Source organism: Streptomyces sp. NPDC052910, from assembly GCF_055585605.1.
Genome location: NZ_JBVJJR010000009.1, coordinates 12965 through 30666, shown reverse-complemented (window position 1 = coordinate 30666; position 17702 = coordinate 12965). Strand labels below are relative to the sequence as shown.

The 17702-nt window shown below is 69.8% G+C and carries 14 protein-coding genes; 6 read left to right on the top strand and 8 right to left on the bottom strand.

Annotation, left to right across the window (positions count from 1 at the left end; all coding sequences use genetic code 11):
* Positions 1–42 precede the first annotated feature (42 nt).
* Entirely contained in the window at positions 43–999 is a 957-nt protein-coding gene (locus ACZ6X9_RS27325) for an aldo/keto reductase (protein ID WP_469780676.1), read from the top strand.
* Positions 1000–1437: 438 nt separating this feature from the next.
* On the opposite strand, the gene ACZ6X9_RS27320 is transcribed toward ACZ6X9_RS27325, so the two are convergent.
* On the bottom strand, positions 1438–1758 hold the full coding sequence (locus ACZ6X9_RS27320) for a hypothetical protein (RefSeq protein ID WP_469780838.1): 321 nt from the start codon (positions 1756–1758) through the stop codon (positions 1438–1440).
* Positions 1759–1952: 194 nt separating this feature from the next.
* Entirely contained in the window at positions 1953–2930 is a 978-nt protein-coding gene (locus tag ACZ6X9_RS27315) for an ArsR/SmtB family transcription factor (RefSeq protein WP_469780675.1), read from the bottom strand.
* Between the two features lie 73 nt (positions 2931–3003).
* Between ACZ6X9_RS27315 and ACZ6X9_RS27310 the strand changes: the two genes are divergently transcribed.
* Positions 3004–4230 carry an MFS transporter gene (locus ACZ6X9_RS27310; RefSeq protein ID WP_469780674.1) on the top strand — a complete coding sequence of 409 codons (1227 nt, stop codon included), beginning with the start codon at positions 3004–3006 and terminating at the stop codon, positions 4228–4230.
* Between the two features lie 40 nt (positions 4231–4270).
* On the opposite strand, the gene ACZ6X9_RS27305 is transcribed toward ACZ6X9_RS27310, so the two are convergent.
* The gene (locus ACZ6X9_RS27305; RefSeq protein WP_469780673.1) at positions 4271–5110 is read right to left on the bottom strand and encodes a hypothetical protein; all 840 of its coding nucleotides are present in this window, start codon (positions 5108–5110) and stop codon (positions 4271–4273) included.
* A gap of 206 nt (positions 5111–5316) precedes the next feature.
* On the opposite strand from ACZ6X9_RS27305, the gene ACZ6X9_RS27300 reads away from it, so the two are divergent.
* The 4 genes from ACZ6X9_RS27300 (at position 5317) to ACZ6X9_RS27285 (ending at position 10622) form a co-directional block, all read left to right on the top strand.
* On the top strand, positions 5317–6009 hold the full coding sequence (locus ACZ6X9_RS27300; protein ID WP_469780672.1) for a hypothetical protein: 693 nt from the start codon (positions 5317–5319) through the stop codon (positions 6007–6009).
* Positions 6010–6032: 23 nt separating this feature from the next.
* Positions 6033–7451 carry a hypothetical protein gene (locus ACZ6X9_RS27295; protein WP_469780671.1) on the top strand — a complete coding sequence of 473 codons (1419 nt, stop codon included), beginning with the start codon at positions 6033–6035 and terminating at the stop codon, positions 7449–7451.
* A complete protein-coding gene (locus tag ACZ6X9_RS27290; protein WP_469780670.1) occupies positions 7451–9265 on the top strand; it encodes a DEAD/DEAH box helicase in 1815 nt (604 codons plus the stop codon). The genes ACZ6X9_RS27295 and ACZ6X9_RS27290 overlap by 1 nt, the downstream gene beginning before the upstream one ends.
* Positions 9266–9410: 145 nt before the next feature.
* Positions 9411–10622, top strand: a complete 1212-nt coding sequence (locus ACZ6X9_RS27285) for a DNA cytosine methyltransferase (protein ID WP_469780669.1) — start codon at positions 9411–9413, stop codon at positions 10620–10622.
* On the opposite strand, the gene ACZ6X9_RS27280 is transcribed toward ACZ6X9_RS27285, so the two are convergent.
* The 5 genes from ACZ6X9_RS27280 to ACZ6X9_RS27260 all read right to left on the bottom strand — a co-directional run bounded on the left by ACZ6X9_RS27280 (position 10536) and on the right by ACZ6X9_RS27260 (position 16987).
* Positions 10536–11015, bottom strand: coding sequence for a very short patch repair endonuclease (locus ACZ6X9_RS27280; RefSeq protein WP_469780668.1), 480 nt, complete (start codon positions 11013–11015; stop codon positions 10536–10538). The genes ACZ6X9_RS27285 and ACZ6X9_RS27280 overlap by 87 nt on opposite strands.
* 57 nt (positions 11016–11072) lie before the next feature.
* Entirely contained in the window at positions 11073–12503 is a 1431-nt protein-coding gene (locus tag ACZ6X9_RS27275) for a PrsW family intramembrane metalloprotease (RefSeq protein ID WP_469780667.1), read from the bottom strand.
* A 128-nt stretch (positions 12504–12631) separates the two neighbouring features.
* Complete coding sequence (trmB, locus tag ACZ6X9_RS27270) at positions 12632–13546, bottom strand: tRNA (guanosine(46)-N7)-methyltransferase TrmB (RefSeq protein ID WP_469780666.1); 915 nt, start codon at positions 13544–13546, stop codon at positions 12632–12634.
* 171 nt (positions 13547–13717) lie between these two features.
* Positions 13718–14926 carry an L-2-hydroxyglutarate oxidase gene (lhgO, locus tag ACZ6X9_RS27265; protein WP_469780665.1) on the bottom strand — a complete coding sequence of 403 codons (1209 nt, stop codon included), beginning with the start codon at positions 14924–14926 and terminating at the stop codon, positions 13718–13720.
* Between the two features lie 609 nt (positions 14927–15535).
* The gene (locus ACZ6X9_RS27260; protein ID WP_469780664.1) at positions 15536–16987 is read right to left on the bottom strand and encodes an MFS transporter; all 1452 of its coding nucleotides are present in this window, start codon (positions 16985–16987) and stop codon (positions 15536–15538) included.
* Positions 16988–17702: the final 715 nt, after the last annotated feature.

Here is a 17702-nt window from a genome sequence, read left to right as displayed (position 1 = left end):
TCCGGAGGAATACGCTCCGGACACGGCACGCTGGAACAGGACATGACCGACAAGCACCGTCACCACACCCGGAAGATCGGCAGTCTGTCCGTCCACCCGCTCGCCCTCGGCGGCAACGTCTTCGGCTGGACGGCCGACGAGGCCCGGTCGTTCGCCGTCCTGGACGCCTACACCGAGGCCGGCGGCAACTTCATCGACACCGCGGACGCCTACTCGGCCTGGGTCCCCGGCAACTCCGGCGGCGAGTCCGAGACCATCATCGGCGACTGGATGGCCTCCCGCCGCAACCGCGACGACATCGTGGTCGCCACCAAGGTGGGCGCGGGCTACCCGGACCGGCCGGGCCTCTCCGCGGCCGTCATCAAGGAGGGCGTCGAGGGCTCCCTGCGCCGGCTCCGCACCGACTACATCGACCTCTACTACACGCACTACGACGACCCGTCGCTGCCCGTCGAGGACTACATCGCCACGCTCGACGGCCTGGTGAAGGAGGGCAAGGTCCGCGAGATCGCGGCCTCCAACGTCACTCCCGAACGGCTCGCCCGCGCACTGGAGTTCAGCGACTCCGCCGGACTCGCCAAGTACGTGGCGATCCAGCCCGAGTACAACCTGGTCTCACGCGACACCTACGAGGGCCCGCTCGCCGAGGTCGCCACCCGGCACGGCCTCGCCGCCGTCCCGTACTACGCCCTCGCCTCCGGCTTCCTGACCGGCAAGTACCGGCCGGACACGACCGTCGACAGCGCCCGCGCGGAAGGTGCCGCCAAGCACCTCAAGACCGAACGCGGCCCGCGCGTGCTGGCCGCCCTCGACGAGATCGCCGCCGCACACGACGCGGAGATCGCGACGGTGGCCCTGGCCTGGCTGGCGAGCCGCCCGACGGTCGCCACACCACTGGCCAGCGCCCGCACCGTCGAACAACTGCCGCCGCTGCTGGCGCTGGCGGACCTGCGGCTGACGGAGGAGGAGCTGACGCGGCTGACGGAGGCGTCGGCGTAGCGGCTGGCTTGGCGGGGGCGCGCTCCCGGACGGCCGGCCGCGCCCCCGCGAGTGCTCGGTTTCGGGGGGTGCTCGGTCCCGGCGGGCGCTGGGCTCCGGCGGGTGCTCGGTTCCGGCAAGTGCTGGGTTCCAGCGAGTGCTGGGTCCCGGCGGGTGCTGGGCTCCGGCGGGTGCTCGGTTCCGGCAAGTGCTGGGTTCCAGCGAGTGCTCGGTTCCGGCGGGCGCTCGGTCCCCGCGAGAGGTGCGACCCGAGGGCGCACCCTTCGCGCGCCGCGCGCCCCGCAGGCGTCGCGGCACAGCTCGTGCTCCGCGCACGCCGTAGGCGCCACGACCCCACTCGCGCGTCGCAGCTCCCACGCGCGTCGCTCAGCCCTCGCGCACCGCGTACTGCTCGCGCACCGCGCACTCCTCGCGCGTTGTTCAGCCCTCGCGCGCCGCTCAGCTCTCGCGGGCCGCCGTGCGCTCCACGCCCCAGGAGGCGAGCGCGACGGTGCCGGCCACGCCCAGCACGGACGGCCAGGCGCCGACCTTCTTGGCCAGCGGGTGGGAGCCGGCGAACGCGGCCACGTACAGCCCGGTCAGGGCGGCGGCCTTGCCGGAGCCCACCTTGCCGGCCCACTGGCGGGCCGCCACGGTACCGGCCACACCGAGGGCGAGCCCGCCGAGGGGCCGCTTCTTGGTCAGCCGGGCCACGCCGTACCCGCCGACGAGCCCGGCCGCGGCCACCACGGACGCCGGAACTCGTGTCACTGCACTCATCGCTGCCATAGCGGCAACCTCCGCATCAAAGACATCAAGAGACGCGTACGTCTGTCCCGACACTAACCCGCCCGGTTGCGCGGCCGGCCGGCGAGCGCCCGGAAGCCGTCCCTCCGCCTCTCGTGGACGTCCACCCCCCCGCCTGCGGCCTCAGCCGCCCCCGCCTGCGGCCTCAGCCGCCCCCGCATGCGGCCTCAGCCGGCCGCCGTGAGCAGGGTCTCGGCGACGGCCGTCCGGGCGTAGAGCACCGACCGCCCGGCGCGGTGCGCGCTGACCATCCCCGCCCCGCGCAACGCCGCGAGGTGCTGGGAGACGCCGGCGGTGGAGATGCCGGTGCGGCCGGCCAGTTCGGTCGTGGAGGCGGGGGCCGCGAGTTCGGTCAGCAGCCGGGTCCGGGAACGGCCGAGGACCGCGGCGATGGCCTCGGCCCGGGCCGGCGGCCGCCGCTCCCACAGGGTGCCGGTCCCCCGGGCGGGGTAGGCGAGCTGCGGCGGGGCCGGGTGCCGCATCCACGTCAGCACACCGGTGGCGAACACGGACGGGACGAGCAGCAGGCCGGGCCCGGTGGTCTGCCGCGACAGCACGCAGCACCGGCGGACCAGCCGGAGCGTGTTGTCGTCCCAGCTCACCGTGGTGTGCAGGTCGTTGAAGAGGTGCGCGGCGCCGTGCTCGGCGACCTGGCGGGCGCGGTGGAAGACCTCCGCGTCCAGGACAGCGCGGATCTTCGCCCAGTAGGGGGCGAGCGCGAGCTCCCAGAAGGTCTCGATCTCCTCGGTGATCTGCGGCAGCCACCGTTCCGGGTCCGCGCGCAGCGCCCGGATCCGCGCGGTGTCCCGGCCGAGCTTGCCGATGTCGAGACGGACGGACGCGGCGGGCGTGGCCCGGACTGCCGCCAGTTCGGTGTCGAGGGACGGCGCGGGCTCGGCCGGGAACGGCGTGAGGAAGTCGCAGAGGTAGTTCTGCGGCGGGACGAGCTCGGCCAGCCACCCGGCCGTCAGCCCGGCGTCGTCCACCCGGCTCCGCACCTGGTCGGTCCAGGGCCGGTGGACGGGGTGGGCGGCCCGCGAAACGAGCAGCCGGAAGCCGGCGACCACCTCCCACATCGGTGAGACCGCGAAGCGGGTGAGCGCCAGATCGTCAGCGGAAAAGGCGAGTTCGGAGAGCACGGACACCCCCGTCGTCCGGTTGCATTCGGCCTGAGCTTAATCAATGGTGGCCGCGCGGTCACCGGGCGAAAGTCAGGGCATGCTCTCCACCTTCAGCGGACTCCCCCGCGCCGCCTGGATCGTCTTCACCGGGACCGTCGTCAACAGACTCGGCTACCTCGTCACCCCGTTCCTCGTCTTCTTCCTGGGCTCCCGGGGCATCCCCACCGAACAGATCCCCTACGTGCTCGGCGCGCTGGGCGCCGGCAACCTGATCGGCCCCGCCCTCGGCGGCCTGCTGGCCGACCGCGTCGGCCGCCGCTCGACGATGATCGCCGGCCTCCTCGGCACCGCGGCGGGCCAGGGCCTCCTCTTCACCGCCCCCGACACCGTCACCCTGGCGCTCGCCGCCATCCTGCTCAGCGGCGCCGGCAGCATGGTCGGCCCGGCCGCGAGCGCGCTCCTCGCGGACTCGGTCACCGCCGACCGCCGCCGGGCGGCGTTCTCCCTGTTCCACTGGGCCGTCAACATCGGCACCGCGGTCGCCGGCATGCTGGGCGGCTTCCTGGCGGCCCGCGGTTACTGGCTCCTCTTCGCCGTCGACGTGGTGAGCACCCTCACGTACGCGCTGATCGCCGCGTCCTTCCTCCCGGCGGGCCGCACCCGGCCCACCACCCCGCGGACCGACGGCGCGGGCTACGGCGTCGTCTTCCGCGACCCGCTGATGCGCCTCCTGCTCCCCCTCTTCTACGTCGCCCTCGTGATCTACACCTTCACCGAGGTCGCCCTGCCCCTCGCCATCCGCGACGACGGCCTCTCCACGACCACCCTCGGCCTGATGTCCACCCTCAACGCGGCCCTGGTCGTCGTCCTCCAGCCGCTCGCCATCACCGTCCTGGCCCGCTTCCGCCAGATCCCGGTCTACGTGGCCGGCAGCATCCTCGTCGCCCTCGGCGTCGCCCTCACCGGCGTCGCCCACACCCCCTGGGCCTACGCCGCCACCGTCGTCCTCTGGTCCCTCGGCGAGGCCACCATCGGCGGCGTGGCCGGCTCCCTCGTCGCCGCCCTCGCCCCCGACCACGCCCGAGGCCGCTACCAGGGCGCCTACCAGTGGACCTGGGGCACCGCCCGCTTCACCGCCCTCTCCCTCGGCACCACCGCCTACGCCACCGCCGGCCCCGCCACCCTCTGGTGGTTCAGCGCGGTTGCGGGCACAGCGGCGGCCCTCGGCGTGGGCGCCCTGAGCCCGGCAATCAGCCGCCGCACGGCACCGGACGCCGTGGACGCGGAGAACGGCAGCAGGGCAGCGCAGCCCACGGTCGCTTAAACACGCCGAGGCCCCAAACGGATCGCAGGGAACGTGCGTGTCACCGGGCGGAAGCCTGCAGCACCGCTCGTGCGAAATCCGGCATGCCGTACTCATGCAAGTGCAGGGCGAGCTCCACCACGGCTGACGATGGCTGGTCACGTCCGAAGATCTGAAGGGCTGTCGCGGCCAGGCCCCGGGCTTGTTCCCCGATGAGGACCAGGCTAGCGGCGCTCTCCAGGGGAGTGAGGATTTCAAATGTTCCCCGAAGCAGAGCGAGGATATCAGCGGATTTATCTTCCTTGTCGAAATGAAGCTGCTTCGCCCTTTTTGCGATCTGGATAGCGGCAGCGACGTCAGCCGCATCTTGCTGCCGGTCACCCGCTTCGGGGGGGACCGGCAAGTGTGGCGGTGTCCCCATGGCGGCAGCCGGAGCCTCGGTGAGGCCGGCTCTGGACACTGCCGAGGCATCGCGGAACGTCATCTTCCGCGCTCCCTGCAGCTCCTGTAGATCCCCTTCCAGCCTGTGGACTTCGCGTCGCAACTCGATACAACCAGTGCACGCTCGCTGCTCCGCCTGCAGTTGGAGGTCAGTGAAGTATTCAAGCGGCTTGAGGGCGGCAACCCGCCCTGCAGGGCCGCTCGAGTCCTTTGTGGCCAGTCGGTGCATCAGTTCAACGAACCATATGGGAGCGGTCAGTCGGCCGTTCAAGTAGCGGTAGACGGCGGTGTGACCGACATCGTGTGCCCCTTCTTCGTTGAGCCGCTCGGTGAGCTGGCGCACCGGTGGCCGGGGCGGGTTGAGCATCCCGTGCAGTTCACCGAGGGCGAGAGCGAGCGCTCGCCTCCCAGGTGCCGCACCGGACCAGATGGTGATGCTGCGCCGCTGTTGTTCGGCCATCGAGGCCCCCCACTCCTTTGCCCTGCCGGTCCTGTTCCTCTTCAGTCTGCAACACCCGCTTGTTGCCAGATCATCTGCAACAGGATTTGCGCTGGATTTTCTGCTCCGCAGAGGGGGTTAATGGATTCGTCGCCGTTCCGGGGAGGCCGGGCCGCATCCATGCGGCACCGGTTGGTTCGGCGCGCATGACTGAGTGGAGGCACTTGATGACGCTGCCGTCGTGGCAGGACAAGAAGTTCGGAAGCAAGGTCCGTGCGGCCCTGTGGCTGGAGACCGAGGTGGGGGAGGGGAACGTTTTCACAAAGACGCGGCTGCGGGAAGCGTTCCCCGATGTCGCTCAGATCGACCGGCGTATGCGTGATCTTCGTGACCATGGGTGGACGATCCACACGAAGCGTGAGGACCCCTCCTTGAAGCAGGAGGAACAGCGGTACGTCAAGAAGGGAGCGGAGATCTGGCTCCCGGGGCAGGCCAAGACTGATAAGTCAAAGCCGTTGCTGACGGCTGCTCAGCGGACAAAGGTGATGATGGCCGACAGTTTCCTCTGCCGGTCATGCGGCATTGGCGCTGGTGAATCCTTCGGCGACGGCGGGCAGGATTCTCAGCTCGACATCGCGCGCCGCAAGGTTCTGCTGGAGGACGGTAGCGAGCAGGTCCTGTTCGTGACCGAGTGCAACAGGTGCCGTGTGGGCGGGCGAAGCCGAGTGGTCGATCTTGGCGCGATTGTCGGCGAGTGGAAGAACCTGGCTCCACTTGAGCAGAAGGTCTTCGCTGCGTGGGTTGAGGCGGACGAGCGTAAGCCAGGGAAGCTGGAACGGCTTTGGGGCGTGTACCGGACGCTGCCCGGAGAGGCCCGCGAGGCTGTCAAGCAGGCCATTGAGACCGGCAACGGCGAGTAAACAGAGAGGGAGGTCTGGGCAGCATGAAGGAGTTTCCGCCCCCGCCGCGTGCGGAGGAGTTCAGCCAGTTGGTCAAGAAGCGACTGGAGGAGGTCCGCAGCTCCGGGGGGACGCGCGAGACGGTAACGGTTGACTGGAACGGCCAGCCGCTGCATGTCGAGGTGATCGACCTTCCCCTGAGCGGGCTGTACTACAACCCGGGGACGCACCGGATCCGGGTTCAGCGAACGCATGACCCGGTGCGCGATGAAGCGATTGACAAGGACGCGTGGAGCGATGAGAGCCAGGCTTACCTGGCCTTCCTGCTACAGGCGGACCCGGCGAATCCGGGCCGGCGTGACCCGGCATTCGACAAGCTGAAGGAGGACCTGCAGAAGTTCGGCCAGAACGACCCCGGCCTGATCACTCACCACGGAGTGATCGTCAACGCGAATACCCGTGCAGCAGCTCTGCGCGAGCTGGGCAAGCAGACGATGCGCGTAGGCATCCTCCCGGAGTCGTTCACCTGGGCCGATATCAACGCAGTAGAGCTGTCGCTTCAGCTCCGCGAGGATCACCGGCGTGATTATTCCTACATCAACCGGCTCCTTGCCATGGAGGAACAGGCTGAGCTTGGCCGCACACCGGATGAGATCGCGAAGGCATTCCGGGTCCGGACCGCGACGTACCATCAGGAACGCTGGATCCTGAGCACGATCCGCGAACTGATCGACCGCAGCAAGAGCGGAAGTGGCGTTGCGCTGCGACTGGTGGACTTCGAGAACGACCAGGAGAAGCTGAAGGAGCTCCACCGGCTGTACGAGAAGCTGGAGAAGGCAGACCAGGACACGGCTGAAATCCTGAAGGAATGGCGGCTGGCCGCCATATTGCTTGGTTTCGCCAAAACGGCCATCCGGAATATCAATGAGAACTTCCTCAAAGAGGGCTATCTGGGGGAGGCACTGCCGGCAAGCTGGCAAGACTTGAGAGCCGTGGAAGAGCAGGAGTCCGTTGCCATCCCGGGGCTGGGGGTCAGCGTGCCGGGAGCCGTACCTGCCGTAGCCGCGGCACGAGCCCTTAACGACCGGATCCTGCGGGCGAAGGCCGCCCTGAACGGCCAGTCTGACCTGGGCGACGAGAGCCAGAACCAGGACCTTGTGGCAGAGGCGAAGGCAGCGTTTGGGACCGCGATCGACCGGGAGGAAGCCAACGCCCGCGTCCGTAAGCGCCAGCAGATGGCTCCCGCCCGCCTCGCGGAAGCCTGTGTGGACATCGAGCAGTGTGTAGTGGACCTGGTCCAGGCTCGTGCTTCCCGCAGCCTGGACGAAGAGGCTTTCGACGAAGCTGTGTTGAAGCTCAGGTCCAGTCTGCGCAAGCTCGCCAAACAGGCGGGCCGAGGCCTTCCGCACCCCGGCGACGGTGTGGCCTGGCTCGTCGAAGCCACCGCTGCCGAGGGTGCCTGATGACGACATCTGCGGAAACCGTGTCCCTGAAGCTGGGTTTCGACGAAACGCGGACCAAGGTCGTCTTGCGGACCACCGAGCAGTACCGGGAAGACCTTGTCCATCTGGCTGCCCGTTTCCGTACGGGCGGCCAGCTCGGCCGGCTTTCCGCTTCGGTAGAGCTTGAGGATCTGCTGACCGGGCTAAGCCTTCTCGGCGGCTGGCCGGACCATGCGGGTGTGGAGTGGGCTCCGGAACTCCGCGACCTGGTGGTCAGCGTTGCCAGAGATGCCGAAACTGTCAGGAACCGTCTCAGTGATCCGGCGGCCGATGGCGAAGTGGAGCCTCATGATGTCCAGGCGATGCTGGGTGAGGACTGGACGGCCGAGCTGGGGGAGTTCCAGCGACGCGACATCGCCAAACTCCTTTCGCTGCGGCATGGGGCGAATTTCAGTGTCCCCGGCGCCGGTAAGACTCGCGTGGCGCTGGCGGTGTACGCGGCGGAGAAAGCTGCGGGCCAGGTTCGCCGGGCCTTGGTGGTCTGTCCGAAATCTGCCTACGAATCGTGGCACTACGAGGCGGGGGCGTGCTTTAGGGAAAAGCTCCGTACCTACGTCCTTGACGGGGGAGCTCTGGACCCAGCCGCTGAGGTGCTGATCGTCAACTACGAGCGCCTAGACCGTTCGCTCGGGGTGCTAGCGGCCTGGCTGAAGGCCGTACCTTCGGTGATCATCCTGGATGAGGCCCACCGGATGAAGCTCGGCGTGCGCGGTACCTATGGGGCGGCCTGCATGGCCTTGGGGCCGCTCGCGCGCCGGCGTTTGATCCTTACCGGAACGCCGGCACCGAATGGTGCCAAGGACCTGGAGAATCTCCTCGGGTTTGTATGGCCGGGGCACGGCCAGCGAACGGTCTCGAGGGCTGTGGACGGAGGGGACCTCGCTCACGCCAGCTCCGTGCTCAGACCGCTGTTCACCCGGACAACCAAGGAGGAACTGGGGCTGCCCCCCATGGAACCGCGGGTGCGTTATCTGGACATGCCTGACCTCCACGGCCAGATCTACAGCGCTCTGACAAAGAAGGCCGGCGAAAACGCTTCACGAGACGACCTCAGCTCTCTCGGCAAGACCGCCCTGCGTCTGCTCATGGCTGCCACGAGTCCGGCGCTGCTGCTGGAAGGCGCTAGTCGCTACGAACCGCTTGCTTACCAGTTGCCGCCGCTTGAGGTGCCTCAGGGTGATTCACTCTTCCATCTGATGCAGAAACTCCCTGATTATGAGCTGTCACCCAAGTACAAAGAAGCCGTGGCCATCGTCGCTGACAACGCGGCGAAGGGGCGCAAGACGCTGGTCTGGACGACCTTCGTGCGCAGCCTCACAACGCTGGAAAGACTGATGCGCGGGTTCGGGCCGGCTGTAGTGCATGGGGGTACTCCTGACCGAGAGGAGCAGATCAGACGGTTTCGTGAGGATCCCGACTGTATGGTCCTGATTTCCAACCCGGCCACCCTGGGCGAGGGGATTAGCTTGCATCACGTGTGCCACGACGCTGTGTACGTGGACCGTGACTTCATGGCGGGACGCTACCTGCAGAGCCTTGACCGCATTCATCGGCTTGGACTCGCGCCGGGGACTGAGACGAGGGTCACGGTACTTGCGGTGAGGGGCACAATTGATGGGGTGGTTGAGAACCGCCTTGATCAAAAACTGGCCTTCATGGGACACGTTCTGGACGATCCGTCGGTCCAGAGGCTGGGGGACTTGGAGGAAGAGCCCTCGGTAGCGGCCGGTCTGGCGCCAAGCGATGTAGCCGCCTTGCTTCATCACCTGCACTAGAACGCAAGTTCTCGGGGGCTGGTGCCCGGGTCTCAGGACCCGGGCACCAGCCCTTACTGCGAGACTCCGGTACGAGAGCGAGGCAGCACACTGGTGTCTCTGCGAAACTTGAGCATCTGTGTTCGGCGTACGGGAGGGTGTACCAATGAGTGTTGGCGGCGGAGCAGCGCCAGTCACTGGGCCGTTGACCTCGATCGAGATCTGCGCGGGAGCCGGCGGACAGGCCTACGGCTTGCATCATGCCGGCTTCCGGCATCTGGCTCTCCTTGAGATCGACAAGCATGCTTGCCAGACGTTGCGCGACAACGTGAGCCGACTGCCTGACTGGACCGGCTGTGAGGTGATCGAAGCGGACTTGAAGGAGTTCGACCCCTTCGGGCACGCACAGATGGCGAAATTCCGTCTCAAGCCGCGCGAATTGGATCTTCTCGCCGGGGGAGTTCCGTGCCCGCCGTTTTCGGTGGCAGGGCGGCAGCTTGGAGCAGAAGACGAGCGGGACTTGTTTCCCGAGGTGCTCAGGCTCGCGAAGGAGCTGGAACCCAAGGCGATTATGATCGAAAACGTCAAGGGGATTTTGGATGATAAATTCAAGTCTTACCGGGAAGAGATCGTCGAGGAGCTCGATCTTCTTGGGTACAAGCTTTGTGGTTGGAAACTGATCGAGGCTCGCAGGTTTGGAGTTCCCCAGCTTCGCCCCCGTGCGATTCTTGTGATGATCCGCGAGGATGTTCTCAAGGATGCAGAGTTCGAATGGCCGGCCGGAAGTGACGATGTCACGACGGTAGCGGAGGCGCTCGAGGAGTCCATGCGGAAGCGTTTTGCTCCCTATGGGGCCCGGGGTGATGAGGCTTTCCGGCGCTGGTACGAGAAAGCGAGCGAGGCTAACTCGGAGGCGCCTACGCTTGTCGGTGGGTCAAAGAAGCACGGAGGGGCCGACCTGGGGCCCACGCGCGCAAAAAAAGCGTGGGCTGCGCTGGGGGTTAACGCCTTGGGGGTGGCTAACGACTCCGATGACCCGACGAACGTGGTTCCGGAGCGCGACCTTTTCAAGAACGGCCCTATGCTCACTGTGGAGCAGGCGGCAATTATTCAGGGGTTCGACAAAGACTGGAAATTTAGCGGGCGGAAGACTGCTAAGTACCGTCAGGTCGGTAACGCATTCCCGCCACCGGTTGCCAAAGCGGTGGGCGAGGCCATCGCCGCTGTACTTCAGCCGGATGACAGGCTGGCGTCGACGACCCCCAGGACCGCCGAGCCGGCGGAGCGGAAGCTAATCCCGGCTGCTGCGGCCCTTGAGGCCGAACTCATCCCGACGGCTCCGGACCGTGTCGATGATTTTGAGGGTGCAAGCATCTGAGGGTTCGTGCTCCCAGAAGCGGAGCACGCACCACCCTGCCTCAGTGAGCCGTTCGTCCGTGTCACGGTCGCGCGCCATGTTGCGTGCGACCTTGTCCGACCAGTAACCGGGGTTGGTCTTGGGCGGTACGTAGTGCTCAGGGCATCCATGCCAGTAGCAGCCATCGATGAACACGGCCACCTTGGCCGGCCCGAAGACAAGATCTGCTGTCCGGCGGAGTTCCGGCAGAGGTCTCGCTGCTACCCGGTAGCGCAGTCCCTGTGCGTGCACAAGACGACGGATCAGGTGTTCGGGCTTGGTGTCCCGGCTGCGGATCGCCTGCATGTTGCGGCGACGCGCAGCCGAGGAAGCCCAAGATCCTTCCGGCGGTGTCCAGTCGGTCTCATCAGCCACGCTAGAGAGGGTAGTGCTCCTTCCTGTGAGGCTGGGCTGCCGACCTGACCCACACTGCTATCGAGGCCATACCGGCCCGGCTCCATGGTGGCCTGGCGACTGTGGACCCAAGCTCTGGGAGCCGTACCAAGGGGTGGCTGAGCTGCTGTACGGCCTCGGTACCATCGCTCCGCCGTACGTCCCCGCAGACGGCTGGTTGACCGACAACGCCGCCCGTTCCAGAGCTGGCTGCGCCACTTCTTTGCGTTGCCAGAGGTGGTGGAGGAGTTCCTGTTCGCGGGCGGTGAAGTCCGGGGTGAGGCGGCCCGCGTAGGCGCGTTGGCGGAGGAAGGCGAGGGAGGTGGCGAAGGAGACGTACTCCGCGACGGTGCGGGCGGCGGGGCGGCCGCCGGTGCGTTTGGCCACGTCGCGGGCGATGGCGCGGGCGCGCAGGGAGGAGAGGGCGAGGGGTTCCGGCGGGGTGAGCCAGCCGGCCGCCTGGTACTCCGGGAGGTGGGCGCGGACGGTGCGGAGCTCGGTCTGGCGGGACCAGATCGTCAGCCAGGTGAGGGTGCCGAAGACCGGGAGCATGAAGAGCGAGTAGACGGCCAGGAACCCCAGGCCCGGCAGGGACGCCGAGCCGTTCCAGACGCCGTGCAGGACCATCGCCGTCAGCAGGCCCGCGACGGGGACCAGGGCGCGCAGGACGCGGCGGCGGGTGGGGAGGCTGGCGGCGATGCCGAAGCCCAGGCCCGTCATGGAGGTGAAGAGGGGGTGGGCGAACGGGGACATCAGGACGCGGACGAAGAACGTGGCCGCCGTCGTCGAGAAGCCCGAGGCGCCGAAGCTCTGGTCGGAGGCGTACGCGTTGCCCAGGTAGAGGATGTTCTCCGTGAACGCGAAACCGGTGGCGGTGATGCCCGCGACGACGACGCCGTCCACGATGCCGTTGAAGTCCCGGCGCCGGAAGAGGAAGAGGAGCAGCAGGGCCACCCCCTTGGCGCTCTCCTCGACCACCGGGGCGACGAACGCGGCGCCGAAGGTGCCGGCGTCCTCACGGTGGGCCGTGTCGACGCTGTTCATGATCCACTCGGTCGCGTAGCTGTTGGCGACGAGCGCCACCAGAGTGGCCGCGCAGGCGCCCCACGCGAAGGCGAAGACCAAGTCCTTCCAGGGTTTCGGCTCGACGCGGTCCATCCAGCGGAACGCGGCGATGAGCAGCGGCACCGGCAGCACCGCCAGCCCCAGGCCCACCAGGAAGCCCTGGGTGCCGGTCTGCTCCCGGACGAGGGCGAGGATCAGCAGGCCGCAGAGGGCCAGGAGGAGGACGACCGTGCCCGCGCGGACCACCTTGTTGTCCCAGAGAGCGCGACGCGGCCGGTAGTGCCGGCGGGCCGGTGCGGACAGGGCGCCGAAGCCCGGCGCGATCCCGGGCACCCCAGGGGCCCCGGGAGCGGGTATCGGGCCCGGGTCGGCGGACGGGGACGAGTGAGGCTGGGACTCATGCACTTGACGACCCTAGCCAAGCCGGCGGCGTGGGCGGAGCGGTTTGCCTCGCGGGCGAGGAGGGGAGCGGGGGAGGGGCGCGCGGGGGCCGGCTTCCGCCGTCCCGTTCCGTCCCGCCCTGTCCCGTGTCGCTAGCCGCGGCGGCGGAAGAGGAGGTCGCGCACCGCGTGCCCCTTGTCCAGCCCTTGGCCCTCGAAGCGGGTCAGCGGGCGGAAGTCGGGGCGCGGGGCGAAGCCGCCGTCCGCCTGGGTGTTCTCGAAGTCCGGGCTGGCGGTCAGGACCTCCAGCATCTGCTCCGCGTACGGTTCCCAGTCCGTCGCGCAGTGCAGCACGGCGCCCGGCGCCAGCCGCGTCGCCGCCAGGGACAGGAACTCGGGCTGGATCAGCCGCCGCTTGTGATGCCGCTTCTTGGGCCACGGGTCCGGGAAGTACACGCGCATGCCGGCCAGCGCGTCGGGCGCCAGCATCTCGCGGAGCAGGATGATCGCGTCCCCGTTGGCGACCCGGACGTTCTTCAGGCCCTTCCGCTCCGCCAGCGCGAGCAGGTTGCCCTGGCCCGGGGTGTGCACGTCGCACGCGAGGATGCCCGTTCCCGGGTCCGCGGCGGCCATCTCCGCCGTGGCCTCGCCCATGCCGAAGCCGATCTCCAGGACCACCGGCAGCCCGGGATCGCCGAAGAGCTCACCGAGATCGATCCGGCGCAGACCGTCGATGTCGAGGCCCCACACCGGCCACAGCCGGCGCAGCGCCTCGCCCTGCCCGGTCGTGACGCGGCTGCGACGCGGCTGGAACGAGCGGATACGCCGCTCGTGGTGCGAGCCCGCCGGGTCCGGAGCGGGGCCGTCAGGGAACATCGGCTCCCGGCGGTCCCGGGCACGAACGCGGTCACGCGTCCCGGCCGGGACCGGCGCGGCGGCTTCTCCGACCATCGGCTCGGTGGCCGGCTCGGCGGCTCGATCGGCGGTGGGCTCGGTGACCAGGGCGTCCTCGGCCGCGGGCGCGGCGGGGACGGCGTGGCGTGCGGGGTTCACGGACTTCTCGGACACAGTTCTTCCATAGTACGGGCGAGGCCCGCGGCGGCTGGATCCGTACATGTCAGCCGAGCGGTGCGGACGTGTCCGTCCGCCCACCGTCCGGCCCGCCCTCACCCGCTCGGCCACCACCCGCTCGCCCTCACCCGCCCGTCCACGGCCCGGCCCGGCCCGGCCCCCGAGCCTTCAGCGCAACTCCGCGAGCACCCTCCGCGCCACCTCCCGTCCGATCGGCAGCGAGGCCGTCGCCGCCGGCGACGGCGCGTTGAGGACGTGCACCATCCGCCGTGAGCTCGCGAACAGGAAGTCGTCCGCCAGCGTGCCGTCACGCAGCACCGCCTGGGCGCGGACGCCCGACGGCGCGGGTATCAGGTCGTCCTCCGTGATGCCCGGCAGCAGACGGCGGACGGCCGCGGTGAAAGCCGCCTTCGACAGGGAGCGGCGTGCCTCGTCCACCCCGTACCTCCAGTGCCGGCGCGCCAGCCGCCACGTGCCGGGGAACGCGGCCGTGGCGGCGAGCTCCGACGGCCGTACGGTGCGCCACGCGTACCCCTCGCGCGCCAGGGCCGGCACCGCGTTGGGGCCCACGTGCACCGTGCCGTCGACACCTCGCGTGAGGTGGACGCCCAGGAACGGGAAGGCCGGGTCCGGCACCGGGTAGACCAGGCCGCGTACCCGCGCCCCGGCGGTGGGTGCCAGGGCGTGGTACTCGCCGCGGAAGGGGACGATCCGCACGCCGGGGTCGTCCCCCGCGAGCCGGGCCAGCCGATCGCTGTACAGCCCCGCGCAGTTGACCAGGGCCCGGGCCCGTACGACCGTGCCGTCCGCCGTCCGTACGGCGACGGCCTCGCCGCGCCGGCCCACCACCCGGACCTCCGCGCCGTACCGCACCGACGCCCCCGCGTCCTCGGCGAGCCGGGCCAGGTGGGCGGCGACCGCGCCGAAGTCGCAGACGCCCGTGGTGGCGACGTGGATCGCCCCCACCCCCCGTACGTCCGGCTCGAACTCGGCTATCTGGGCCGGGCCCAGTTCGCGAACGGGAATGCCGTGCTGCCGCCCGCGCTGCACCAGGGCGTGCAGCCGCGGCAGTTCGGCCCGGTCGGTGGCGACGATCAGCTTTCCGGTGACCTCGTGCGGCAGGCCGTGCTCCGTGCAGAACTTGACCATCTCCGCCGCGCCCCGCACCGCGAACTCGGCCTTCAACGAACCAGGTCGGTAGTAGATCCCGCTGTGGATCACTCCGCTGTTGCGTCCCGTCTGGTGCCGCGCGGGGCCGGGCTCCTTCTCCAGCACGACCACGCTCGTACCCGGCGCGGCGCGCGTGACCGCGTAGGCCGTCGACAGGCCCACGATGCCGCCGCCGATCACCAGCACGTCGCAGTCGTACGTCCCCATGGGCTCACCTCCCCGCCCTCCCGCACCACCGGCCGTCTCCGCTGCGGCCGGCTCAACGGCTCCTATCATGTCGTGCGCCACTGACAATGGGCCGAAACATCGTCGGACCAGGGGGAAAGGCCGGAACGATCTCCGGGGACCGAGCCGGTGACGCGGCCGGGCGCGTCCCGTGAGACGGCCGGAGCGGGCGGCCGGGCGGGCGCCGCGAGGAGCCGGGAAACCGGCGCGAGAAGTACGGGCGAACGCCACGTGAAGGCCGGGAGGACGGCGGCCGAGCGTTGCGGGAAGGCCGGGAGGGCTCCGGCCGAGCGTTGCGAGAAAAGCGGGAGGTCGGCGGCCGAGCGCCCCGGAAAGTCTCAGCGGACGGCGGCCGAGCGCCGTGACGGACACCCCGGCGACAGCACCCGTCCGGCACCCCTCCCACGCACGGTACGCACCGCGACGCACCGAAGACACACCGCACGAGACAACACCGCGACGCACCGCACAAGACGCACCGCACGAGCGACAGGCGTCCTCACCCCGGCCACCCCGCCCGCCCCCACGCAGCCGCCACACCCGTCGCGGCGGGAGCGGACGACGAAGCGCCCGTCGTCCGCTCCCGCCCCCTCACGCCGTCGTGGCCACCAATAACGGCCGCGCCCGCTCACGCAGCTCCACCACTCGCGGCTCGTTCCCGTACGGCTCCAGGCGGTGCAGCAGGTCGCGGACGTACTCCGTCGTCCGCGCGGACGAGATCCGTCCCGCGACCTCCACCGCCCGCACGCCGGCCGCGCAGGCCGCGTCGAGGTTGCCCGACTCCAGCTCCGCGACCGCCGACACCACCAGCCGCAGCCCGTGGGAGCGCACGAACTCCTCCGTCGGCCGGGACAGCGCCTGCTCGGTGAAGCGCTGGACCTGGCGCGGCATGCCCAGGTCGCGGTAGCACTCGGCGGCGTCGGCGGCGAACCGCTCCTGGGTGTAGAAGTCCAGCCAGGACGGGTCCGGGTCGCCCGGCCGTGCCCGCTCCAGCCAGCCTTCGGCGGCCTTGAGCGCCGCCCCGCAGGCCGGCTGGTCGCCGGCCTTGGCCTGGGCTCGCGCCTCGACGAGCCGGAAGAAGCTCATCGTCCGCGCGGTGGCCAGCCCGCGGTTGCGCTCCAGCGCGGCCTGGGCGAGGTCGACGCCGTCGTCCGCGTAGCCGCGGTAGGTGGCCTGGAGGCTCATCGAGGCGAGCACGTAGCCGCCCAGCGGTACGTCGGCCGCCGCGCGGGCCAGACGCAACGCCTGGATGTAGTAGCGCTGTGCCGCCTCCTGTTGGCCGGTGTCGAAGGCCATCCACCCGGCGAGCCGGGTGAGTTCGGCGGTCGCGCCGAACAGCGCGCGCCCCACCTCGTCGCTGTACGCCCCCAGCAGCAGTGGCGCCGCGTCGACGCGCAGGCACTCCGGCACCATGGACGAACGCCAGTCCCCGCCGCCGTACTTGGAGTCCCAGCGGCGCGCGTCCTCCGCCGCCTCCCGCAGTTTGGCCACGTCGCTGTGGCCGACCCGTTGCGGTAAACCGCAGTCGGGTACCGCACCGGCCTCGCGTTCCCGGGCCGCCTGCTGCGGCTCGCGCGCCACCGAGCTGTCGGCGGGCGTGATCAGCCACCGCGAGGCGGGCGTGGAGTACGCGCTGACGGAAAACGACCCCGCGAGACTCTGCCAGATCCCGCCGCCACCGCGGCGACCGGCGGAATCCAGCCGGTACAGCTCCGTCGCCGACCGCACCGCCTGGCCGACATCGCGCGGGAACGCGAGGCCCACCTCCGGCGCCGGATCCGACTCGGCGAGGCCGATCTCGTGCAACGGCACCGGCCGGCCCAGCTTGCCCGCTATCGCGGCGGCGATCAGGTGGGGCGCGGCGCCCTGCGGCACCATGCCCTTGCTGACCCACCGGGCGACCGACGTCTTGTCGTACCGAAGCGTCAATCCCCGCTGTGCACCGAGGTCGTTGACCCTCCGCGCCAGACCGGCGTTGCTGATCCCCGCGAGAGCGAGGACCGTGCCCAGCTTCTCGTTCGGTCCGCGTGGCTCCCTGGACATGCGCACCCCTCGGCAACAACGATGCCCGCCCCGGCATAGGCGCGGGGCATTCGTAAACCCAGCGTAGTTCCCCACATCCCGACCGTTAAGGGGCGTTGTCCCGGATGGCGGGATTCTGGTCCGCATGCGCGTGCACGGAGGGGCACGTGCTCCGGCAGAGTGTGGCCGTGCGCCTGCTGTGCGCCTTGTACACGCCATCGGCGGGGCGGTTCCATGGTTCTGCGTGGGTTGGCCCGCTGTACTGGATCCAGTGGGCTGGGGGAAGCCGTCGCCCCATTCCCCGCGGGCGGCGGACCGGCCCGGGGGGCACGGCTCGTGCCTCCCGGGCTGCGCGAACTCGCGTATCGGGGTGCCGCGACGGGGCCGGCCGCGGCGGGTTCCCGGTCGTTCGGAGCCGAACGCCCCGTCCGCCCGGTGGCGTTGGCGACGGCCGGGATCGCGCCGGAGGCCGGCTTCCGAAGCGTTCGCGAGCGGGAACGTCGCTGCCGGGGCGCGCCGTCCGGGGTCGCACGCGGGGCGTGCGGGAAACGGCCGAAACCCGCCGTAGGGCGAAGGTGCCGCATGGCCGGAGAGCCGCCCGGAACGGCCAAGTCCGGTGGGGCCGTGGCAGCATGGGGTGCGCATGCGCCACGGTGTGACGTCGCCAATGCCCTATAGGCCCTGTTTTCCCGTCGGTTGAGCCGCCTGCCGGCGGTTCTCGGTGACCAAGTCGACG